Raw genomic sequence first — 16,830 nt, forward strand, 5'->3', positions numbered from 1 at the left:
GTATTTACTACAAACTCGTAACTCGCAACTCGCAACTCCGAACTAACTCTTAAAACGCGTTCCAGATCGCGTCGATGTCGACGTGATCCAGGATCAGGTTGCGAATGATCGGGATTTTGTCGGTGTCCTGCGGCTGTGTTTTGACCGTCATCGAGTTGATGCGGCTGGCGACCGAGTAACTTTCCTCGCTGCAAATGACGCACGGGATGTTGGTCTGCGCGAGCATCTCCATGAGCTTGGGGTGGGGGAGGATGTTGCGCGTCAAAATAATACCACTCACTACCTTTTTGCCGGAGATGCCAGCGCTGGCGATGGCGGAGAAAATGATGTCGTCGCGGTCGCCGGGGGTGATGATCAAAACGCCGGGCTGGAGGTAGTCGATGACGCCCTTTGCGGTCATCGCACCGATAACGACGCGCAGGATGCGCTCGTTGGCGGCTTGCTCGCGGCCATTGATCCAGCGGCCACTGATTTCCTCGACGATCTGTGAAAGGTTCGGTGCGGCCAGTTGCTTGGCCAGCGGAAGCACGCCGAGTAGCGGCACGCCGAGGCGGCGCAGGCCCTCACCCGCGTAGGTGCGCACGGTGTCCATTTTGTCCGGTAGCACCTTGTTCAGAATCGCCCCGATGACTTCCACACCGTGCTTGTCGAAAAGGGCCTTGTTGATCGCAATTTCGTCTACCGGTCGGCCGATGCCGCCCTGGGCAACGATGACGGCCTTGGCACCGAGGAGCTTGGCAACCTGGGCGTTGGAAAGGTCGAACACGGCACCGACGCCCGCATGGCCGCTACCTTCGATAATGCAGACCTCCTTCTCGTAAGCGGCGCGGTCAAACGCGCGGCAAATGCGGTCCTGCAAGATGCCGAGGTTCTCCTCGGGGTTGTCGAGGAAGCGTCGGGTAAAGGTGCCATCGACGGCGACCGGGCTCATCGCGTCGATCGGGATCTTGACGTCGTATATCGAGTCGAGCAGCACGGAGTCCTCGTCGACCTTATGGCCGTCTTTTTCGACGAAGCGTTGGCCGACAGGCTTGATGAAACCGACGTCCGGCGTGCGATTACGCATGGCTCCGTAGAGGCCGAGGCTGGTGGTGGTTTTACCATCGTTTTGGCGCGTGGCGGCCACGAAGATACGCTTCGTGGTGCTATTGCGCGGTGCAGTCAGCAGCGTGGCGGTATCTTCGTCACCCGCGAACGGCTTGGAAGTGATGGTGCTCTTGGTCTTTTTTCTCGGCGGCATATGTGGCGCGTCTAAATGGGTTGCAGTCGTAGGTTCCGCGAGATCAATCCATCGGGAAGAGATACTTCGGGTCGACGGCTTGAGCGGCAACAATCACCGAGGCACCAAAGATGTCATGCGCGCTCGCACCGCGGGAAATCTCGGCGGCGGGCTTGGACAGACCGGTGATGATCTGGCCGTAGGCACGACAATCGGCGACGATTTGCGCGAGCTTGGCGGCGATGTTACCCGCGTTCAGGTCCGGGAAAATGAGCACGTTGGATTTGCCAGCTACGCTGCTGGAGATGCCCTTTTGCTCGGCGACACCGGGCACGAGCGCTGCGTCGACCTGCAGTTCGCCGTCGATGTCCACATCGATGCCCAGTGTGCGGGCCTTGTCGCGGGCCAAGGCGGTGGCGGACTTCATTTTGAGCAAAGACGGGTTCTTGGCGCCTTCCTTTTTCGAAGCATAGCTGAGCATAGCCACGCGGGGCGGCTCGTTGGTCAGGTGCTTGGCCAGCAGCGCGGTGGTGATGGCCATGTCCGCCAGCTGGTTTTGGTCCGGATCGGGGATAACGCCGCAGTCCGAGAGGAAGAGCGCGCCCTCAATGCCGAGGCGGTCGTCTTCCTTTTCCAAAATCAAAATGGAGGAGGCCGTTTCCACGCCTTTTTGCATCGGAATGATGCGGAAGAGAGGGCGCAGGGCGCTGGAGGCGACGGCGGTGGCTCCGGAGACAAGCGCGTCCGCCGAGCCGGTGGCGAGCATCATGGTCGCGAAATACGAGGTGTTGAGCAGATAGTCGCGCGACTCTTGCTCGTTGAAACCGCGGAAGCGGCGCAGGCCCTGGAACTTGTTGACAAACTCCGGCATCTCGTCGCTGTCGGACGGGTCGATGATGCGGATGCCGTCCAGCTTGATGTCGAGCTGCTCAGCGCGTTGTTTGATGACCGCGCGCTCACCTAAGAGGATGGGAGCGCCGAGGCCGCGGTTCACATAGAGTCGGGCCGCCTGAATAATGCGGGGGTCAGCGCCTTCAGCATAGACGAGGCGCTTGGGGTGGTTTTGCAGGCGGATTGATAAGCGGTTAATCAGTGACATCGGGAAAGTTTCAGGTTGTCGGGGAATGACTTGTGAAATTGAGTAGACGTTCTCCACAAAAGACAACTCCTCCTTAGAAGCAAACTAAAAGCCAACTGTGTCCCAACGCCTGAAAAGCATGATTACCGTCTCCGCCAGCGTGCTGGGCTCTCGCGTGCTCGGGCTGCTGCGGGATTCGCTGACGGCGGCATTCCTGGGGGTTTCGTTGGCCAGCAATGCCTTTATTTTCGCCTTTCTGGTGCCGAATCTCTTTCGACGGATGTTTGGCGAAGGCGCGCTGACCTCGGCCTTCGTGCCCGTGCTGTCTGACCACGCCAACCACGGTGACGAGCGCGCTTTTCGCTTTGTAAACCAGGTGCTGCTTCGGCTGGCGATCCTGACGGTGGGCATCATGGCGGTTCTCTGTGTGTTGTTTTTTGGTGGGGCGATTTTAATCAAAAACGTCTGGCTGGGGCCGGACGGGTGGACCAAGCCCATTGCTGAACAGTGGCAGCTGGGCGCAGTTTTGAGCGTCGTGATGATGCCCTACATGCCGATGATCTGCGTGACGGCGATTCTTGGCGCGGTGCTCAATGTGCGCAGCCGCTTTGCCGTGCCAGCGCTCTCGAATATGCTGCTCAATGTCGGCATGATTGCGGCGCTGCTCATCGGCGGCCTGATGATGCATTTGCCGGCGATTGAGCTCGTCTGGGTGTTGACGATTGGCGTGCTCGCGGGCGGCGTGATGCAACTGGCCACGGCGATCTGGGCGCTCTGGCGCGAGGGCTGGCGGCCCAGAATCGAGCGCGGGCCGGTGGAGGGCATGGACGAGCTGAAGCGCCTCTTCATTCCCGGACTCTGGGGCGCAGCGATCTTGCAGATTAACATACTCGTCTCGCGGTTGCTGGCCTTCGGGCTCAACGAAACGGCGACGACGACGCTTAACTACGCCAACCGTCTGATCGAGCTGCCGCTGGGTATCTTTGCGGTGGCGATCTCCACGGTGATTTTCCCGCAGATGAGCGCCATGGTTTCCGCCAAAGACCGCGAGGGCCTCGTGGAAAGCTACGGGCACGGCCTGAGGATGACGCTGGCGCTAACGATGCCGGCCGCCGTGGGCCTGATCGTGCTCAATGAGCCCGTCCTGCGGATGCTGTTTCAATGGGGGCGCTTCAGCGAGGGTGATGTCGCCATGACTGGTCCGCTGTTAATGATTCTGGCCGCGACGACGCCGTTTTTCGCCGTGAGCAGTTTTATCACGCGCGGCTTCCATGCGTTTAAGGACACGAAAACGCCGGTTGCCTGTGCACTGGTGGCGTTTGTGGTTAACGCGGGCCTCGGCGCGGTGTTGATGTTCCCACTGGAGGCCAAGGGGCTTGCCTTGGCGAATCTGCTTTCATCGCTCGCACTAACGTTTTTCCTCGCCCGTGGCATCGTGAAGAAAAAGCCGGAGCTGTCCGGCATTCGCCTGATGCGCGCGGTGGGCAAGATCACGGTATCTGCCATCGGGATGGCGGCGGCCACCTATGGTATGCTGTTGGCGGTTGGCGCGCTGATGGGCGAGACGAAACAAGCGGCCTTCGTGGCCTGCGGCGTGATCATCCCGGCAGGCGCGGCGGTGTATTTCGCGATTTTATTTGCGCTGAAGTTTGAAGACAGCGCGGAGATCCTGAAGCTGATCCGTCGCGTGCTGAAGCGGGGTTAGGTCGAAGCGTAGCACAGGCGTCTCGCCTGTGTAAATTAGTTGGATTGGTGAACAGGCGAGACGCCTATTCTACGAACTGCAAACTACTTCCACCCATCCACCACCTTTTTCCTTTAATCTTTTTCCTTTAATCTTTTATCTCCCTCCTCATGCCCAAGCGCAAGAAACAGCCAGAGCCCGAAGAAGAGGGACCCAAGAAAAAGACGCTCTACACGATTAAAATCACCGACGAGCAGATGATGCTCGTTAAGGAGTGGTGCGAGAAGCGGCTGTGGGAATTTTACGCGGTCGATTACGCCTACTTCGGCTACAAGGGGGACCAGGTGAACATCGTCGGCTACGAGTCGGGCAAGCTCGTGGTGCAGGGCAAAAAGACCGAAGACTGGGTGACCTTCGTGCTCGAAGGTGAAATTACCCATGACCCCAAAATGGGCTACGACGAGGTCAACAACCCCGAGTGGTTCACTGATCACGCCGGGCTCGACGAGTCGGGCAAGGGTGACCTGTTTGGGCCACTGGTGTCGTGCTGCGTGATCGCCACGGGCGACATGGTCACCGAGTGGCGTGAAAAGGGCATCCAGGACTCGAAGAAAATCACCAGCGACAAGGCCATCCTCAAGCTGGATAAAATCATTACCGAGACCAAGGGCGTCGTCGTGAAGCGCATGTGCCTGCGTATGGCGAAATACAACGAGCTCTACACCAAATTTGGCAGTAACCTTAACCGCCTGCTGGCCTGGCAACACGCCAAGTGCCTCGAAGCCGCGCTCGACGAAAAGAAGGTCAAATGGGGCCTGCTGGACCAGTTTTCCAAGCAGCCGCTTGTGCAGCGCGCTTTGACCAAGGACCACTACGCGGCGACTGAGTTCGACCTGCAAATGCGCACCAAGGCGGAGTCCGATCCCGTGGTTGCGGCGGCGTCGATTTGCGCGCGCGCGGAGTTTGTCCGCCGCATGGCCGCGCTGTCCAAGGAGGCGGATATTCCGCTGGCCAAAGGTGCCAGCAAGAAAGTGAAGGATCAGGCCAAGGAGATCGTTAAAAAATTTGGCGACGCCCGCCTCGGCGATTTTGCCAAACTCCACTTCCGCACCGCCTTCGAGGCCCGCGGCCTTCCCGTGCCCGAGAAGAAGGTGTGGAAGGGGTAGCGTGTTGAGTCTGTGACAGAGGCTTATTTAGGCCTTTGATCGATGCTTGTTTAGGCTGAAAAGGCCGAATTTTGATAAATTAGCATTTATTCTTTGACGAATTGGCGATTTTTGTATAACGATTTAGTTAACATTGATTCGTTCTTCTTATCATCAACTCAATACTACCCCTATGAAAAGTACACTACCGGTTAACCCGCTCTTTACCAACAAGCTTGGCGCTCGCTTGTTGATCTCTGCATCACTGATACTTGGTGTCTCCTCGGCTGCCCATGCCGATACTTTGGCCTATGATGGATTTGGCGTTGGTGGCGATGGTTATACTGATGGCGCTGGAATCAGCGGTAACGGCAATGGCACGGGATGGGCAGGAGCCTGGACCGGTGGCTCGCAGTATGCGACGGTCACCGGGAGTATCGCGCCCAGCTCGGTTGAGAGCGAGAACGGCATGGTTACCTTTGGCGATGGGACGTCCAGCCAAGCTTTGGGACGCCAGTATAATGCTAGTTTCAGCGCCAGCGGCCTCACGGAAGGGTGGGCCAGTTGGACGGTTCAGCGAAATGGTTTGCGCGAGTTCCGGCTAAATCCTTTTGCGACTAACACCACCGGTGCGGGTCAGTTTATGGGGATCCACGCGGAAAATTTCAGCACTACGTTGGTGGCGAACATCCGTTTCGGCTCGGCAGCAGACATCGCTGTAGGCACCTCGTTTGAAATGGCCGAAGACACCAGCTATTTCATGGTGGCGCAGGCGCTGCTGAACTCCAGCGGCACGCCCGATACCTTCAATGTCTGGATTTTTGAATCGAGCAGTTACACGGGTGCCGCGCTCGGGACACCGACGATTTCGGTTTCGCACGACTCCGACCACACTTTTAACTCTTGGTCGATGACTGACCAGAACCCGCAAGGAAACACCGCGAATGTCATTTATGACGAGTTCCGCCTCGGTGAATCTTTTGCAGACGTGTCTGGCGTTGTGCCCGAGCCCTCGACTTACGCGCTTTTGGCCGGTGTGGCTTGTGTCGGCGTAGCCTTTTTGCGTCGCCGCAAGTAAGTCTAGCGACCGGGTTTAATAATACACGCGCTCCAGCCACAGCCCTTTAGACGGGGCGGTGGCGACGCGGTTTGTGCGCTCGCGGCTTTCTAAAATCGTGCGAACTTCAGCTGGAGTGAGCTTGCCTAAGCCAACCTCTACCAATGTGCCCGCCAAGCTGCGGACCATCTTGTAGAGGTAGCCACTGGCCTCGGTGACGAGGGTCAGTGTGGGGCCTTCACGATGGACCTCCAGCGTGCGCATGTCCTTGATGGGGTTGTCCTCGGAGCCGTCGCCGCGGTTGGCACCGAAGGCGGTGAAATCATGCTGCCCAAGGAGCTGCGCGGCAGCGGTGTTCATCGCAGATTCGTCTAGACGGCGTCGGCCGAGCTCCCAGCAATAGCGAGCATCCCATGGGCGCGCCCAGCCTTCATAAAATCGGTAGGCATAGCGCTTACCAGTTGCGGAGAATCGGGCGTGAAAATCGTCCGCCGCCGGTTCAACTTGATAGACCTGAATGCCGGCCGGCAGACCGCTGCGGAAGGCGCGTTCGAGCTTGTCCGCGCCGTGTTCCCAGTCGGCTTTGAAATTGAACGTCTGCGCTTTGGCGTGGACCCCGGCATCGGTGCGACCGCTGCCATGGATACGCAGCGGCGTTTTAAAAATTTGCTCCAGCCGCGCTTCTATGAAGTCCTGCACGGTGTTGCCGCCGGGCTGGCTTTGCCAACCGTTCAGGCCGTTGCCATCGTAGGCGCAGGTGCACTTCCAATTCATCGGGTTAGGGCTGCATGGAGAGCAGTTCCTCGGCGGCGCGTTCCTGGAAAAACTCCTTGAAGACAGCGCGGGCGACGGGGGCTGCGGTGGCACCGCCTGCATAGCGGTCGCCAGGCGTGAGTCCTTCCACGATGACGGCAATTGCAATCTGCGGCTTATCCACCGGGGCGAACCCGGCAAACCAAGCGAGCGTCAATTTGCCAGACGGGCGTTTTACCTGCGCGGTGCCGGTTTTTCCTGCGATGCGGACGCCGTCAATCATGGCATATCGGCCAGTGCCCTGTGGGCCCACTACGCGCTCCATGCCTTCGAGAATGGCCTGGTATTGGTAATCGGTTAAGCCGATGGGCTCGCCACCATGATCTATGATTTCTCCGGTGTCGCGTCTGAGCAGGGTGAGGTCCGTGCGTGTTTCGCGACGGGCGAAAGAGGCCATAAACGAGGCCACATGCAGTGGCGTCATGAGCAGGTCGCCCTGGCCGATGGCGACGTTGGCGGTGTCACCCGCACGCCAGCCAAAGCCACGTACCTCGCGCGACCACTCCATATCGGGGACGATCATGCGGGTCTGCTGGAAGGGCAGCTCGATGTCGAGTGGCTCGTCCATACCAAAGCGCCGGGCCTCGTTAGCAATATTTTCAATGCCGGTGCGGATGCCCATGTCGTAGTAATAGACGTTGGAGCTCTTCTCGATGGCTTTGCGGACGTCGGTATCGTAATACGGGCCGCCGGAGTGCTCCGGGAACAATCGATTACCAACGCGGAAATGGGAACCGCCTTGCACCTGCTCGTCCGGATTTATGGCACCGGAGCGCATGCCTGCGATCGTGGTAAGCAGCTTAAAAGTCGAGCCGGGCGGGTAGAGGCCTTTTGCCGCGCGGTTGACCCAGGCACCTTTCTCGTTGATCTCGTTAACGGTCTCCTGGGTGAGGCGGGGGCTGAAGTCGTTGAGGTCGTAGCCGGGGCTGCTGGCCAGCACGAGGATTTCGCCGGTTTCCACCATGATGGCGGCCACGGCACCGGTCCGGTCGCCCAGGGCGCGCTCAGCGGCAAGTTGAAGATCGATGTCGAGGCTGGTGTGGACATGGCCTCCCTGCTTGGCGTTTTGCTGGAAAATGGGCTCGCCGAACTGGTATTGGAATTTGTCGACGAGGTAAATTTCGCCACCGGACTCACCTTGCAGGATATCGTCAAACTGCTTTTCCAGACCGTTGATGCCGACTTCTCCCTTGTAAGTGTAGGTGCGCAGTTCATCACCCGGGATGCCTTCTGGAGGTACTATCCAACTTCCGCGCACGTAGCCCAGAGTATGTGCTGCCGCGGAGCCGTTTGGGTAGTCGCGGGCGGTGTCGGTGTAGATCCCGATTTTTGAGCCCAGCGGAAGCTGTTCGATGAGACGCGCGTAGTCCTCGCGAGGTAGGTCGCTAACGAGCTCAAACGGCATTAGCTGGCGTTCCACGAAGTGCCGGCGGAAATAGCGCTTATCGATCTGGTGGTCTGTTCCCAGGATATCATTAATCTCGGAGAGATAGCGCTGGATGACATTTTCCCGCGCTTGCCAGGAGGTTTCTTTCCAGTCGAAGGCAAATTTCTCTTCCGGGTTTTCGGCCTCATGCTGTGCCTGAAGCTCGCGCTTGATGTTGATGTATTCTTCCTGGATTTCGCTGCGGAGCTCTTCCAGGTAGACGACGGCTGAGAAGCGCGGCCGGTTGCCAACGAGCAGTTTGCCCGAGTAGTCGTAAATATTGCCGCGTGGTCCGGGCTGAATAATGCGCCGCTGGCTCTGACGTTGCTCACGCTCACGGTATTCCTGGTGCATCAACAACTGTCGCCACGCCAAGCCCGACGCCAATACGGCAAAGAGCAGGGCGGCGACTACATAAAACACCCCCATTCGGGGATTACCATGCCGATAATGATGGACAACGTTCACGAGCTAAAAGCCTTACCTTTAAGGCAATTGCGTGTTTCGACAACAACAAGCTCGAATTGGTTCAAATTTTACCAAGTTTAGTATTCGGGATTCACGATCCAGAAGCGCCGAACTGTTTGGTCGGGCATGAGTGTTTCCTTGATGACTATGAAGCGAATCGGCTCGGGGGTTGGGAAATCGAGCACGCCTTGAGGTTCGGATGCGCTTGGGTAATGATGGCCTCCCTGATATGAAATCGTGGCCTGTTGCATCTCAGGCGCTTGGACGTTGGGACCAACTTGTGGCAGCTGGTTTTGCATCGGCACGAGGTCCGTGGCACCGGGTGGAAAGTGGGGCGAGAGGTGGCTCTGGCCAAAAGCGTTGGCCGCTAAAAACAAAATGACGATGCCTGCGATGTGTTTCATCATATTCCTTTTGCGTCTTCTTTGTAGGTTACCGTGAGCAGCTTGTTCAGGACACGGCCGGAGTTCTCATTGTAGGCTCGTCCCTCGGCCATGGTTTCCAAGGTTCTGATGCTTGAATCGAGTACGAAGTCGATCGTGCCGTGTTGGGTTTGCACGTGGCTATGACCGCTATTGGCGAACTCTTGTTTGGCGGCTTGCAGCTTCTCGGCAACGCCGATGACGAGCAAAGGGTTGTTTTGCAAGTAGTCCAGCGTGTCGTGGAAGCTATCGTGATCACCCGCAAAGTAGTTGAGAACGCGCTTGGAAGTGACCTCAGCGGAGAAATCCCAGGTGCTGCCATAATAATAAGCCGAATAATAATAGTAGCTCCTGCCAATGGGCTTGCCAGTTTGGTTGCGCACAATGGGGGCACCGGCGAAGAGGTCATTGATCATGGTATGATAGCGACGCTGCGCCCGCTGCCAGGCATCGAATGAGTTCCGGCTTCGGCTATAATAATTCTCGAACCAATGGTCGTAGGAGCTCGGCAGCGGAACGGCGAAACGCTCATCCAGGGATTTTCTCATGGACACCATGATCTCGTCATACGTCTTGTGGTTTTCGAAGACGCCGAGCTTGAGCATGACTTCGTTTTGGCCCAGGCTACTGCGGGTGTAAGCAGTATATATTTCCGGCTGCTCAGCCTTCATGGCGTCGAGGTCAAACTTTTCCCACGGGACGACCATTTCATTGGCGTCCGGCGAAATTTTCACGGTTAAGCCTTCCTTGCTGGCCTTCAGAACTCCGGCAAAATCCACCTCCCGGCCATTGGCCCCCTTGAGCATGATTCCCCAAAGCGGGTTGAGTGCCGACAGCACCAGAATAACACAGAAAGCGTACTTCATTTTCATAAAAAGTAGGAAGGTAGTGGGCAATGTCCAGTGTGGATTGATTGTGGGCCGATATTGTTCGGGAAATTAGCTAACCTCCAGGGGCCTATTAATTTGACTGAGAGATTTTGAAAGAAATTGCGCGTTTTGTGGAGTATTGCTTGCAGAATGAGTCGTTTTTCTCCAAGTATTCGATGCTAGCGAAGCCAGGTTACGCCTGCTAATCTATCAACCCGAACGAACCCCGATATGTTTGACCAAGTTAAAGACTCTTACGCCGAGCTCGGCGTTGATGTTGAAAAAGCACTCGAAGTCATGGCTTCGACCCCGATTTCCCTCCATTGCTGGCAGGGTGACGATGTTGGCGGTTTCGAGGGAGGTGATGGCGAGCTGGGCAGCGGCTTGGCCGTGACGGGGAACTTCCCGGGCAAGGCGCGTTCGATTGCCGAGCTGCAGACCGACTTGGAGAAAGTGCTGTCGCTCCTGCCGGGCAACCACCGGCTGAACCTGCACGCGATTTATGGTGATTTCGGCGGCGAAAAGGTCGACCGCGACGAGATCGAAGTGAAGCACTTCCAAGGCTGGATCGATTGGTGCAAGGCACAGGGCATCGGCATGGATTTCAACCCGAGCTGCTTCTCGCACCCAAAGGCCGATGATGGCTTTACCCTTAGCTCACCCGATGCGGGCACGCGCGATTTTTGGATCGAACACTGTAAGCGCAGCCGGGCAATCGGTGCCGAGATGGGCAAGCAACTTGGCAGCCCTTGCGTGACGAATATTTGGGTGCCGGACGGTCTCAAAGACCTGCCTGCCGACCGCTTGGGCTTCCGTAAAAATCTTTCCCGGAGCCTCGATACGGTCCTGTCGGAAAAGCTCGATCCGTCCCACAATATTGACGCTGTCGAATGCAAGCTCTTCGGTATTGGCTCGGAAAGCTACGTCGTCGGCTCGCACGAGTTCTACATGGGCTACGCGATGAAGAACCAGACCGCGCTCTGCCTCGACGCCGGCCACTTCCACCCGACTGAGGGCATTGCCGACAAGATTTCCTCCGTCCTGCTTTACGTGCCCGAGCTGCTGCTCCACGTCTCACGCGGTGTTCGTTGGGACAGCGACCACGTAGTCCTCTTCGATGATCAGACGCAGGCCATCATGCAGGAGCTCGTCCGCTGCGACGCGCTGTCGCGCACCCACATCGGCCTGGACTTTTTCGATGCGTCCATTAACCGCATTGGGGCATGGGTGATTGGTACTCGTGCGGCGCAAAAGTCGCTTCTGCTCGCGTTGCTGGAACCGAGTGAAAAGATGCATGCTGCCGAGCAGGCGGGTGACTTCACCACGCGCCTCATGCTGCACGAGGTCAACAAGGCCATGCCGTGGAGCGTGGTGTGGAACGAGTTCTGTGCCCGCAATAACACTCCGTCCGATTGGCAGGCGATGTCTGCTATCAAGGACTACGAAGCCTCGGTGCTTTCCGGTCGTAGCTAAGCCTGCATGCTGTCGGCAAAAGCAATTTTCTGGTCGCAGCTTGGAGACGATAAAGAACTCCGGCTGCGGCTGATTTGCTTTTACCTTTGCTTGAGCTGGGAGCTCTATCTGGACCAGGCCGAGGTGTCGGATCAGATCGAGCAACTCCTCGTCGGCGCACAGCTGTCGGCGTATCAGCGCTGGGTAGTGGAGCTGTATCGGGAAGATCGCACGAGCCTGGAAGAAGGCCGCGCGGCTTTCGCCCGGCTAAAGGCCGCAGTGCGTCGTTGCCACAATGGTAAGAAGGCGCGCGAGTTTTTATTTTCGATCATTCCGGACAACAAACAGGCTGCAGCGGTAAAGCATCCCTTGATGGGTGATTTGGTCGGCCACCGCGCCGGGCCAACGCATCTTTTTTCCGTGCGCCGCGCGCGGATTACGAGTCGCAAGGCGTCGGTTGATTCTTTGCCCGTGGTGGAGCGCGAGGCGGAATTTGATGACTTTCTGCGGAAGCCCGGCTTTCTGGAATCCTTTGAACTCTTCTGGCGGCAGCCACCGAAGAATCGGGACAACAAACGCACGCGCGTGCTCATTCTTGCCGCCGCGATTGTTGCGCTCATCACGCCGCTGACTGACGAGGCGGACATGGATCGCGAGATCGGCCTGCTGCAGCGCAAGTGCCACTTTAGCGTGGAAACAGGCGAGGCGATTATCCGCATTTGCCATCACCTGAGCCCGGAATTTCTCGACCCGGATTGGGTGGCGCAAAGCTTCATAGCCGACGCGGAACCGGCCGACCGCGACAGCTACGAAACGCTGGTCCAGACAGCCGCTGACAATGAAAACTTGCCAACCAATTACCGGATGTTGGCCCGCCAATTGTTGGAAGCATTCAAGCTGGCACGGTTTTAATTTAACAACGCGGCGTGCAACACTTCGGCTGGGTGGAGTGCGGTTTTCTGGGCCCCGTCGTGGATCTGATGGCGGCAAGAAGTGCCGGCGGCAGCGATGATATCATTTTCATCGGCAGCACGGACAGCGGGTAGCAGTGCGAGCTCGGCCACCTTCATCGAGACGTTGTAATGTTCGTGCTCGTAGCCAAAGGAACCCGCCATGCCGCAGCAGCCACTCGGGATCAGCACGACGGCGTAATTTTGTGGTAAGGTAAGCGCCGCCAAGGATGGCTGCACGCCAACCAGCGCCTTTTGAAAACAGTGGCCGTGGAGGCGCACGGTGCGTGGTTCGTCCGTGAAAGACTCGTGCTTGATGCGGCCTGCCTCGAACTCGCGCACCATAAATTCCTCGAAGGTCCAGCAGTGCTGGGCGGTGTCTTTGGCGCGTTGTTTTTGCTCGCCGCGGGCGAGGTCGATCGCTTCATCGCGGAAGGTTAAAATCGCCGAGGGCTCGATGCCGATCATTGGCTTTTGCTTCGTTACTTTGCGATGCAAAGTATCGGTGTTGTGGTTGATCAGTTCTTGGGCTTGGCGGACAAATCCTTTGGAGAGCCAGGTGCGGCCGCTCTCTTCAACGGGTGCCAAATCCACCTTGTAGCCGAGTCGCTCCAGCAGCTCCACTGCCTTGATGCCTACGTGCGGATCGCCGAAGTTGGTGAACTCGTCATTGAACAACCAGACTTCGCCAACCTTACCTGCGTTGGCATGTGGGGTGTGCCGCTTGAACCAGGACTTGAGCGTTTGCTTGGGCATCAGGGGGATGGTGCGGTCCGGGTGAAAGCCAACGAAGAAGTTCAGCGCTTTGCGAATGGATTCTGTGCCGAAAAGGAGATTCCACGCCCATGGTGCCATGCGCGCGAGCTTCTGGCTTTGCACGTATTTGGCGATCATCTTGGCGCGTTGCGGGGCACCGTGAATGTCGTAGTGATGCTGGAGGAACTCGGCCTTGAGCTTGGCCATGTCGACGTTGGACGGGCACTCGGATTTACAGCCTTTGCAGGACAGGCAAAGATCGAGCACTTCCTTGGCATCCTTGCTGCCAAAGGCGGCGCGGGCGGTTTGTGGGCCCTCGGTGATCGTCTGGCGCAGGATGTTGGCGCGGGCACGAGTGGTGTCTTTTTCGTGCTTCGTAGCCATGTAGCTGGGGCACATCGTGCCACCGGCGGTGGGTCCTTTGCGGCAGTCGCCGGAGCCGTTGCATTGCTCGGCGGCGTGGAGGAATCCATGGGTGTCGGAGAAATCGAAGAGGGTCTCGTACTCGGGGTAATTTTTATCCGGCCCGTAGCGGAGCTGGGCGTCCATCGGGGGCGTGTCGACGATCTTTCCGGGGTTAAAAATGTTCTGCGGATCGAAGGCGGCTTTGACGCGCTTCATCATCGCGTAGCATTCCTCGCCTACCATGAGCGGGATGAACTCCCCCCGCAAACGGCCGTCGCCGTGTTCGCCGCTGAGCGAGCCATTGTATTTGCGTACAAGGGCGGCGATGTCTTCGGCGACGCCGCGAAATTTCTGCATGCCTTCCGGCGTCTTCAGGTTGAAGATGGGGCGCGTGTGTAGCTCACCGGAGCCGGCGTGCGCGTAGTAAACGCATTCGATGTCATACTTGTCGCGCATGATCTGATCGAACTCGCCAATGTAGGCTGGCAAGTCACGCACGTCGACGGCGGTATCTTCACAAACTTCACGCGGTTTGGCGTCGCCGGGAATGTTGCTCATCAGGCCTTGGCCAGCGCGTCGTAGCTCCCAGACTTTGCCTTGGTCAGTACCACGTAAAACCGGGTAGGCGTAGCCAAGCTGAGCGAACTTCAAGTTGTTAATCAGGTGCTCGATCTTGCGATCGACTGCGTCCTGAGTTTCGCCGCGTATGTCGACCACGATGATCGCGCCGGGATCGCCCTGGACAAAGAATCGGTTCTGCAGTTGCTCGCGACTGCGCTTGCTGGCATCGAGAATGTTTTTATCGATCAGCTCCACCGCAAACGGCTGCTCGCTGAGCGCCAGGCCGACGGAATTCAGCGACTCGAGCACAGTTTCAAAATGTGCGCAAACCAAGGCGCTGTAGGGCGGGGGCAGGGGGTTACAGTCGATCTCAAATTCGACGCCGATAAACAGGGTGCCTTCGCTACCGGCGATGAGCTTGCACAGGTTGAACGGCTGCTCGGAATCGGGGTCGAAGACCTTGGCGTCCATCAGCATATCGAGCGCGTAGCCGGTATTGCGCCGGGGGATGGATTTCTTCGGGAAGCGTTCGGTGATGGTGGCGCGGTTGGCCGCATCGCTGAGCAGGTCGCGGCACTCGCGGTAGATGTGCGCCTCCAGTGAGTCGCCCTCGCATTTGGCGGCAAACTCAGCTTCGGTCAGCGCTTTAAAGGTCACCTCGCTACCGTCACTCAGAAAACCACGGCAGGAGATCAGGTGGTCACGCGCGCTGCCGTAGACGACCGAGTTGGAGCCGCAGGAATTGTTGCCCACCATGCCGCCAATCATGGCGCGATTGGCGGTGGATGTTTCCGGGCCAAATAGCATGCCGTGCGGGTAGAGCACCTGGTTGAGCTCGTTGCGGACGACGCCCGGCTGAACGACGACGCGGCGGGATTCGGCGTCGATGTGCTTGATCTGATTCAGCCGCCCGAGATCGACGACAATGCCATGTCCCACAACCTGCCCGGCGAGTGAGGTGCCGGCGGTACGGGGGATCAGCGAAAGGCCGTTGTTTCGGGCAAAATGAATGAGCGCGGGGATGTCGCTTTCGGCCTCGGGAAAGGCCACTGCGGCGGGCATTTCCTGATACTCCGAAGCGTCGGTGGCGTAGAGTCGGCGCATCATGTCGCCAGTGTTGAGTTCGCCACGTAGGGAGGCGCTGAGAGACGTGAAGTCGATCAGGGGAGAAAGCATGTTTTTGGTTTATAAGTTTTCCCTGCAACGGCAAGTGTTTCATTGGTTAACCGACTTTATTATCGCCACTTTCCGGTAAGTATGGACAGATGTTTTTATAACGAGTATGACTGCTAATAAATTTAGAAATGAAGTGCCGCAAATTGCGCTGATTGGCGTGACTGGATTTGGCAATGCTCACCTGGAATCCTTACAGAAACTGGAAGGCGAGGGCCTGTTGAAGTTGGCGGCGGCGACCATTATTAATCGCGATGAAGCCGCTGAGGCCTGGGACGCGCTGGACGCCAGCGGCTGCCGAATTTATGAAGACTACGAGGCGATGCTTGGCGCGGAGAAGGGCAAGATTGACATTTGCTCCATCCCGACCGGCATTGGCTGGCATTGCCCGATGACGGTCAATGCGCTGGCCGCCGGTTGCCACGTGCTGGTCGAGAAACCCGTTGCCGCCACGCTATCCGAAGTTGATGAAATGATCGCCGCGCGGGATGCGACCGGGCTGGAGGTGCATGTCGGCTTCCACGATCTATATCAGCCCCCAATCATTCGGATGAAAGAGCACATTTTGGCGGGGAAGATTGGCCGCGTAAAGCGCGTCAAAGTCTGGGCCAGCTGGCCGCGTACGCTTGACTACTACCAGCGCAATAACTGGGCGGGACGCGTGAAAGTTGGCGATAATTTTATCTACGATTCGCCCGCAAACAATGCCTTGGCGCACTTCGTGATTGCCGGGTTGTACTTTGCGGGTTCGGAGCAGTTTGGCGTCGCGCGAATTCGTGAGGGGTTGGCCGAGCTATACCGTGCTAAGCCAATTGAAACGTTCGATACCGTGGTCACTCAGTTACGGATGGAAAACGGCGTCGAAATGCAGGTGAATCTCACGCACAGCGGGGCAGAGACGACGACTCCAATGGTAGAGGTGATTGGTGAGGATGGTTCGGTCATTTGGGAATTTCATGAGGAGGTCTCACTTCGTCCCGATGGCGAGAGCCTGCCTACCCCCGCCGGTCGAGAAAACACGGTAGAAATGTTTAGGCAGCTGGTGAACGCTATGCGCGAGGGGCGTCCGATGGGTTGCTCGCTTGAGATGGCGCGCGAGCACACGCGCCTGATCAACGCGCTGCATAACAGTTGCGAAATCCACTCTATCGAGCCGCCGCATCGCTATGAAATGGATTGGCGGGGCGAGCTTCTTTCTGCGGCCGAAGGGATAAATGAGGCCTTGGTGGAGTCTATCGACCAAGGGAAATTCTTTGCCGAGATGAACGTGGCCTGGGCAAAGCCAGCGACTCCGCTAACGTTGGCAGAATAGCTTATCATGGCTAATCGGTGCCGCCGCGTTTTAACCAGTA

The 16,830-nt window shown here is 57.7% G+C and carries 13 protein-coding genes; 6 read left to right on the top strand and 7 right to left on the bottom strand.

What is annotated here, in order from left to right:
* Positions 1–49 precede the first annotated feature (49 nt).
* Positions 50–1,240 carry a phosphotransacetylase family protein gene (locus O3S85_RS12920; RefSeq protein WP_269540839.1) on the bottom strand — a complete coding sequence of 397 codons (1,191 nt, stop codon included), beginning with the start codon at positions 1,238–1,240 and terminating at the stop codon, positions 50–52.
* Positions 1,241–1,283: 43 nt separating this feature from the next.
* Positions 1,284–2,318 carry a phosphate acyltransferase gene (locus O3S85_RS12925; RefSeq protein WP_269540840.1) on the bottom strand — a complete coding sequence of 345 codons (1,035 nt, stop codon included), beginning with the start codon at positions 2,316–2,318 and terminating at the stop codon, positions 1,284–1,286.
* Positions 2,319–2,436: 118 nt separating this feature from the next.
* Here O3S85_RS12925 and murJ point away from each other — a divergent pair, with 118 nt between their 5' ends.
* From murJ to O3S85_RS12940, 3 genes are all read left to right on the top strand, one after another.
* Entirely contained in the window at positions 2,437–4,002 is a 1,566-nt protein-coding gene (murJ, locus tag O3S85_RS12930) for a murein biosynthesis integral membrane protein MurJ (RefSeq protein WP_269540841.1), read from the top strand.
* A 149-nt stretch (positions 4,003–4,151) separates the two neighbouring features.
* Positions 4,152–5,147 carry a ribonuclease HIII gene (gene rnhC, locus O3S85_RS12935; protein ID WP_269540842.1) on the top strand — a complete coding sequence of 332 codons (996 nt, stop codon included), beginning with the start codon at positions 4,152–4,154 and terminating at the stop codon, positions 5,145–5,147.
* A gap of 172 nt (positions 5,148–5,319) precedes the next feature.
* The gene (locus tag O3S85_RS12940) at positions 5,320–6,204 is read left to right on the top strand and encodes a PEP-CTERM sorting domain-containing protein (RefSeq protein WP_269540843.1); all 885 of its coding nucleotides are present in this window, start codon (positions 5,320–5,322) and stop codon (positions 6,202–6,204) included.
* Positions 6,205–6,219: 15 nt separating this feature from the next.
* Here the strand turns inward: O3S85_RS12940 and truA are convergent, their stop codons facing one another.
* From truA to O3S85_RS12960, 4 genes are all read right to left on the bottom strand, one after another.
* Positions 6,220–6,957 carry a tRNA pseudouridine(38-40) synthase TruA gene (truA, locus tag O3S85_RS12945; protein WP_269540844.1) on the bottom strand — a complete coding sequence of 246 codons (738 nt, stop codon included), beginning with the start codon at positions 6,955–6,957 and terminating at the stop codon, positions 6,220–6,222.
* 4 nt (positions 6,958–6,961) lie between these two features.
* Complete coding sequence (locus tag O3S85_RS12950) at positions 6,962–8,851, bottom strand: peptidoglycan D,D-transpeptidase FtsI family protein (RefSeq protein WP_269540845.1); 1,890 nt, start codon at positions 8,849–8,851, stop codon at positions 6,962–6,964.
* Between the two features lie 116 nt (positions 8,852–8,967).
* Positions 8,968–9,297, bottom strand: coding sequence for a hypothetical protein (locus tag O3S85_RS12955; protein ID WP_269540846.1), 330 nt, complete (start codon positions 9,295–9,297; stop codon positions 8,968–8,970).
* Positions 9,294–10,178 (bottom strand): hypothetical protein, encoded by an 885-nt coding sequence (locus O3S85_RS12960; protein ID WP_269540847.1) that lies wholly within the window; start codon positions 10,176–10,178, stop codon positions 9,294–9,296. Before O3S85_RS12960 ends, O3S85_RS12955 begins: the two co-directional genes overlap by 4 nt.
* A 234-nt stretch (positions 10,179–10,412) precedes the next feature.
* Here O3S85_RS12960 and O3S85_RS12965 point away from each other — a divergent pair, with 234 nt between their 5' ends.
* Positions 10,413–11,654, top strand: a complete 1,242-nt coding sequence (locus tag O3S85_RS12965) for an L-rhamnose isomerase (protein WP_269540848.1) — start codon at positions 10,413–10,415, stop codon at positions 11,652–11,654.
* A 6-nt stretch (positions 11,655–11,660) separates the two neighbouring features.
* Positions 11,661–12,545, top strand: coding sequence for a hypothetical protein (locus O3S85_RS12970; protein ID WP_269540849.1), 885 nt, complete (start codon positions 11,661–11,663; stop codon positions 12,543–12,545).
* Here the strand turns inward: O3S85_RS12970 and O3S85_RS12975 are convergent.
* Complete coding sequence (locus O3S85_RS12975; protein ID WP_269540850.1) at positions 12,542–15,481, bottom strand: FAD-binding and (Fe-S)-binding domain-containing protein; 2,940 nt, start codon at positions 15,479–15,481, stop codon at positions 12,542–12,544. The two genes, O3S85_RS12970 and O3S85_RS12975, sit on opposite strands and share 4 nt — an antisense overlap.
* A 106-nt stretch (positions 15,482–15,587) precedes the next feature.
* Here O3S85_RS12975 and O3S85_RS12980 point away from each other — a divergent pair, with 106 nt between their 5' ends.
* Positions 15,588–16,790, top strand: coding sequence for a Gfo/Idh/MocA family protein (locus O3S85_RS12980; RefSeq protein WP_269540851.1), 1,203 nt, complete (start codon positions 15,588–15,590; stop codon positions 16,788–16,790).
* Positions 16,791–16,830 lie beyond the last annotated feature (40 nt).

This window comes from Cerasicoccus sp. TK19100, from assembly GCF_027257155.1.
GTDB lineage: Bacteria > Verrucomicrobiota > Verrucomicrobiia > Opitutales > Cerasicoccaceae > Cerasicoccus > Cerasicoccus fimbriatus.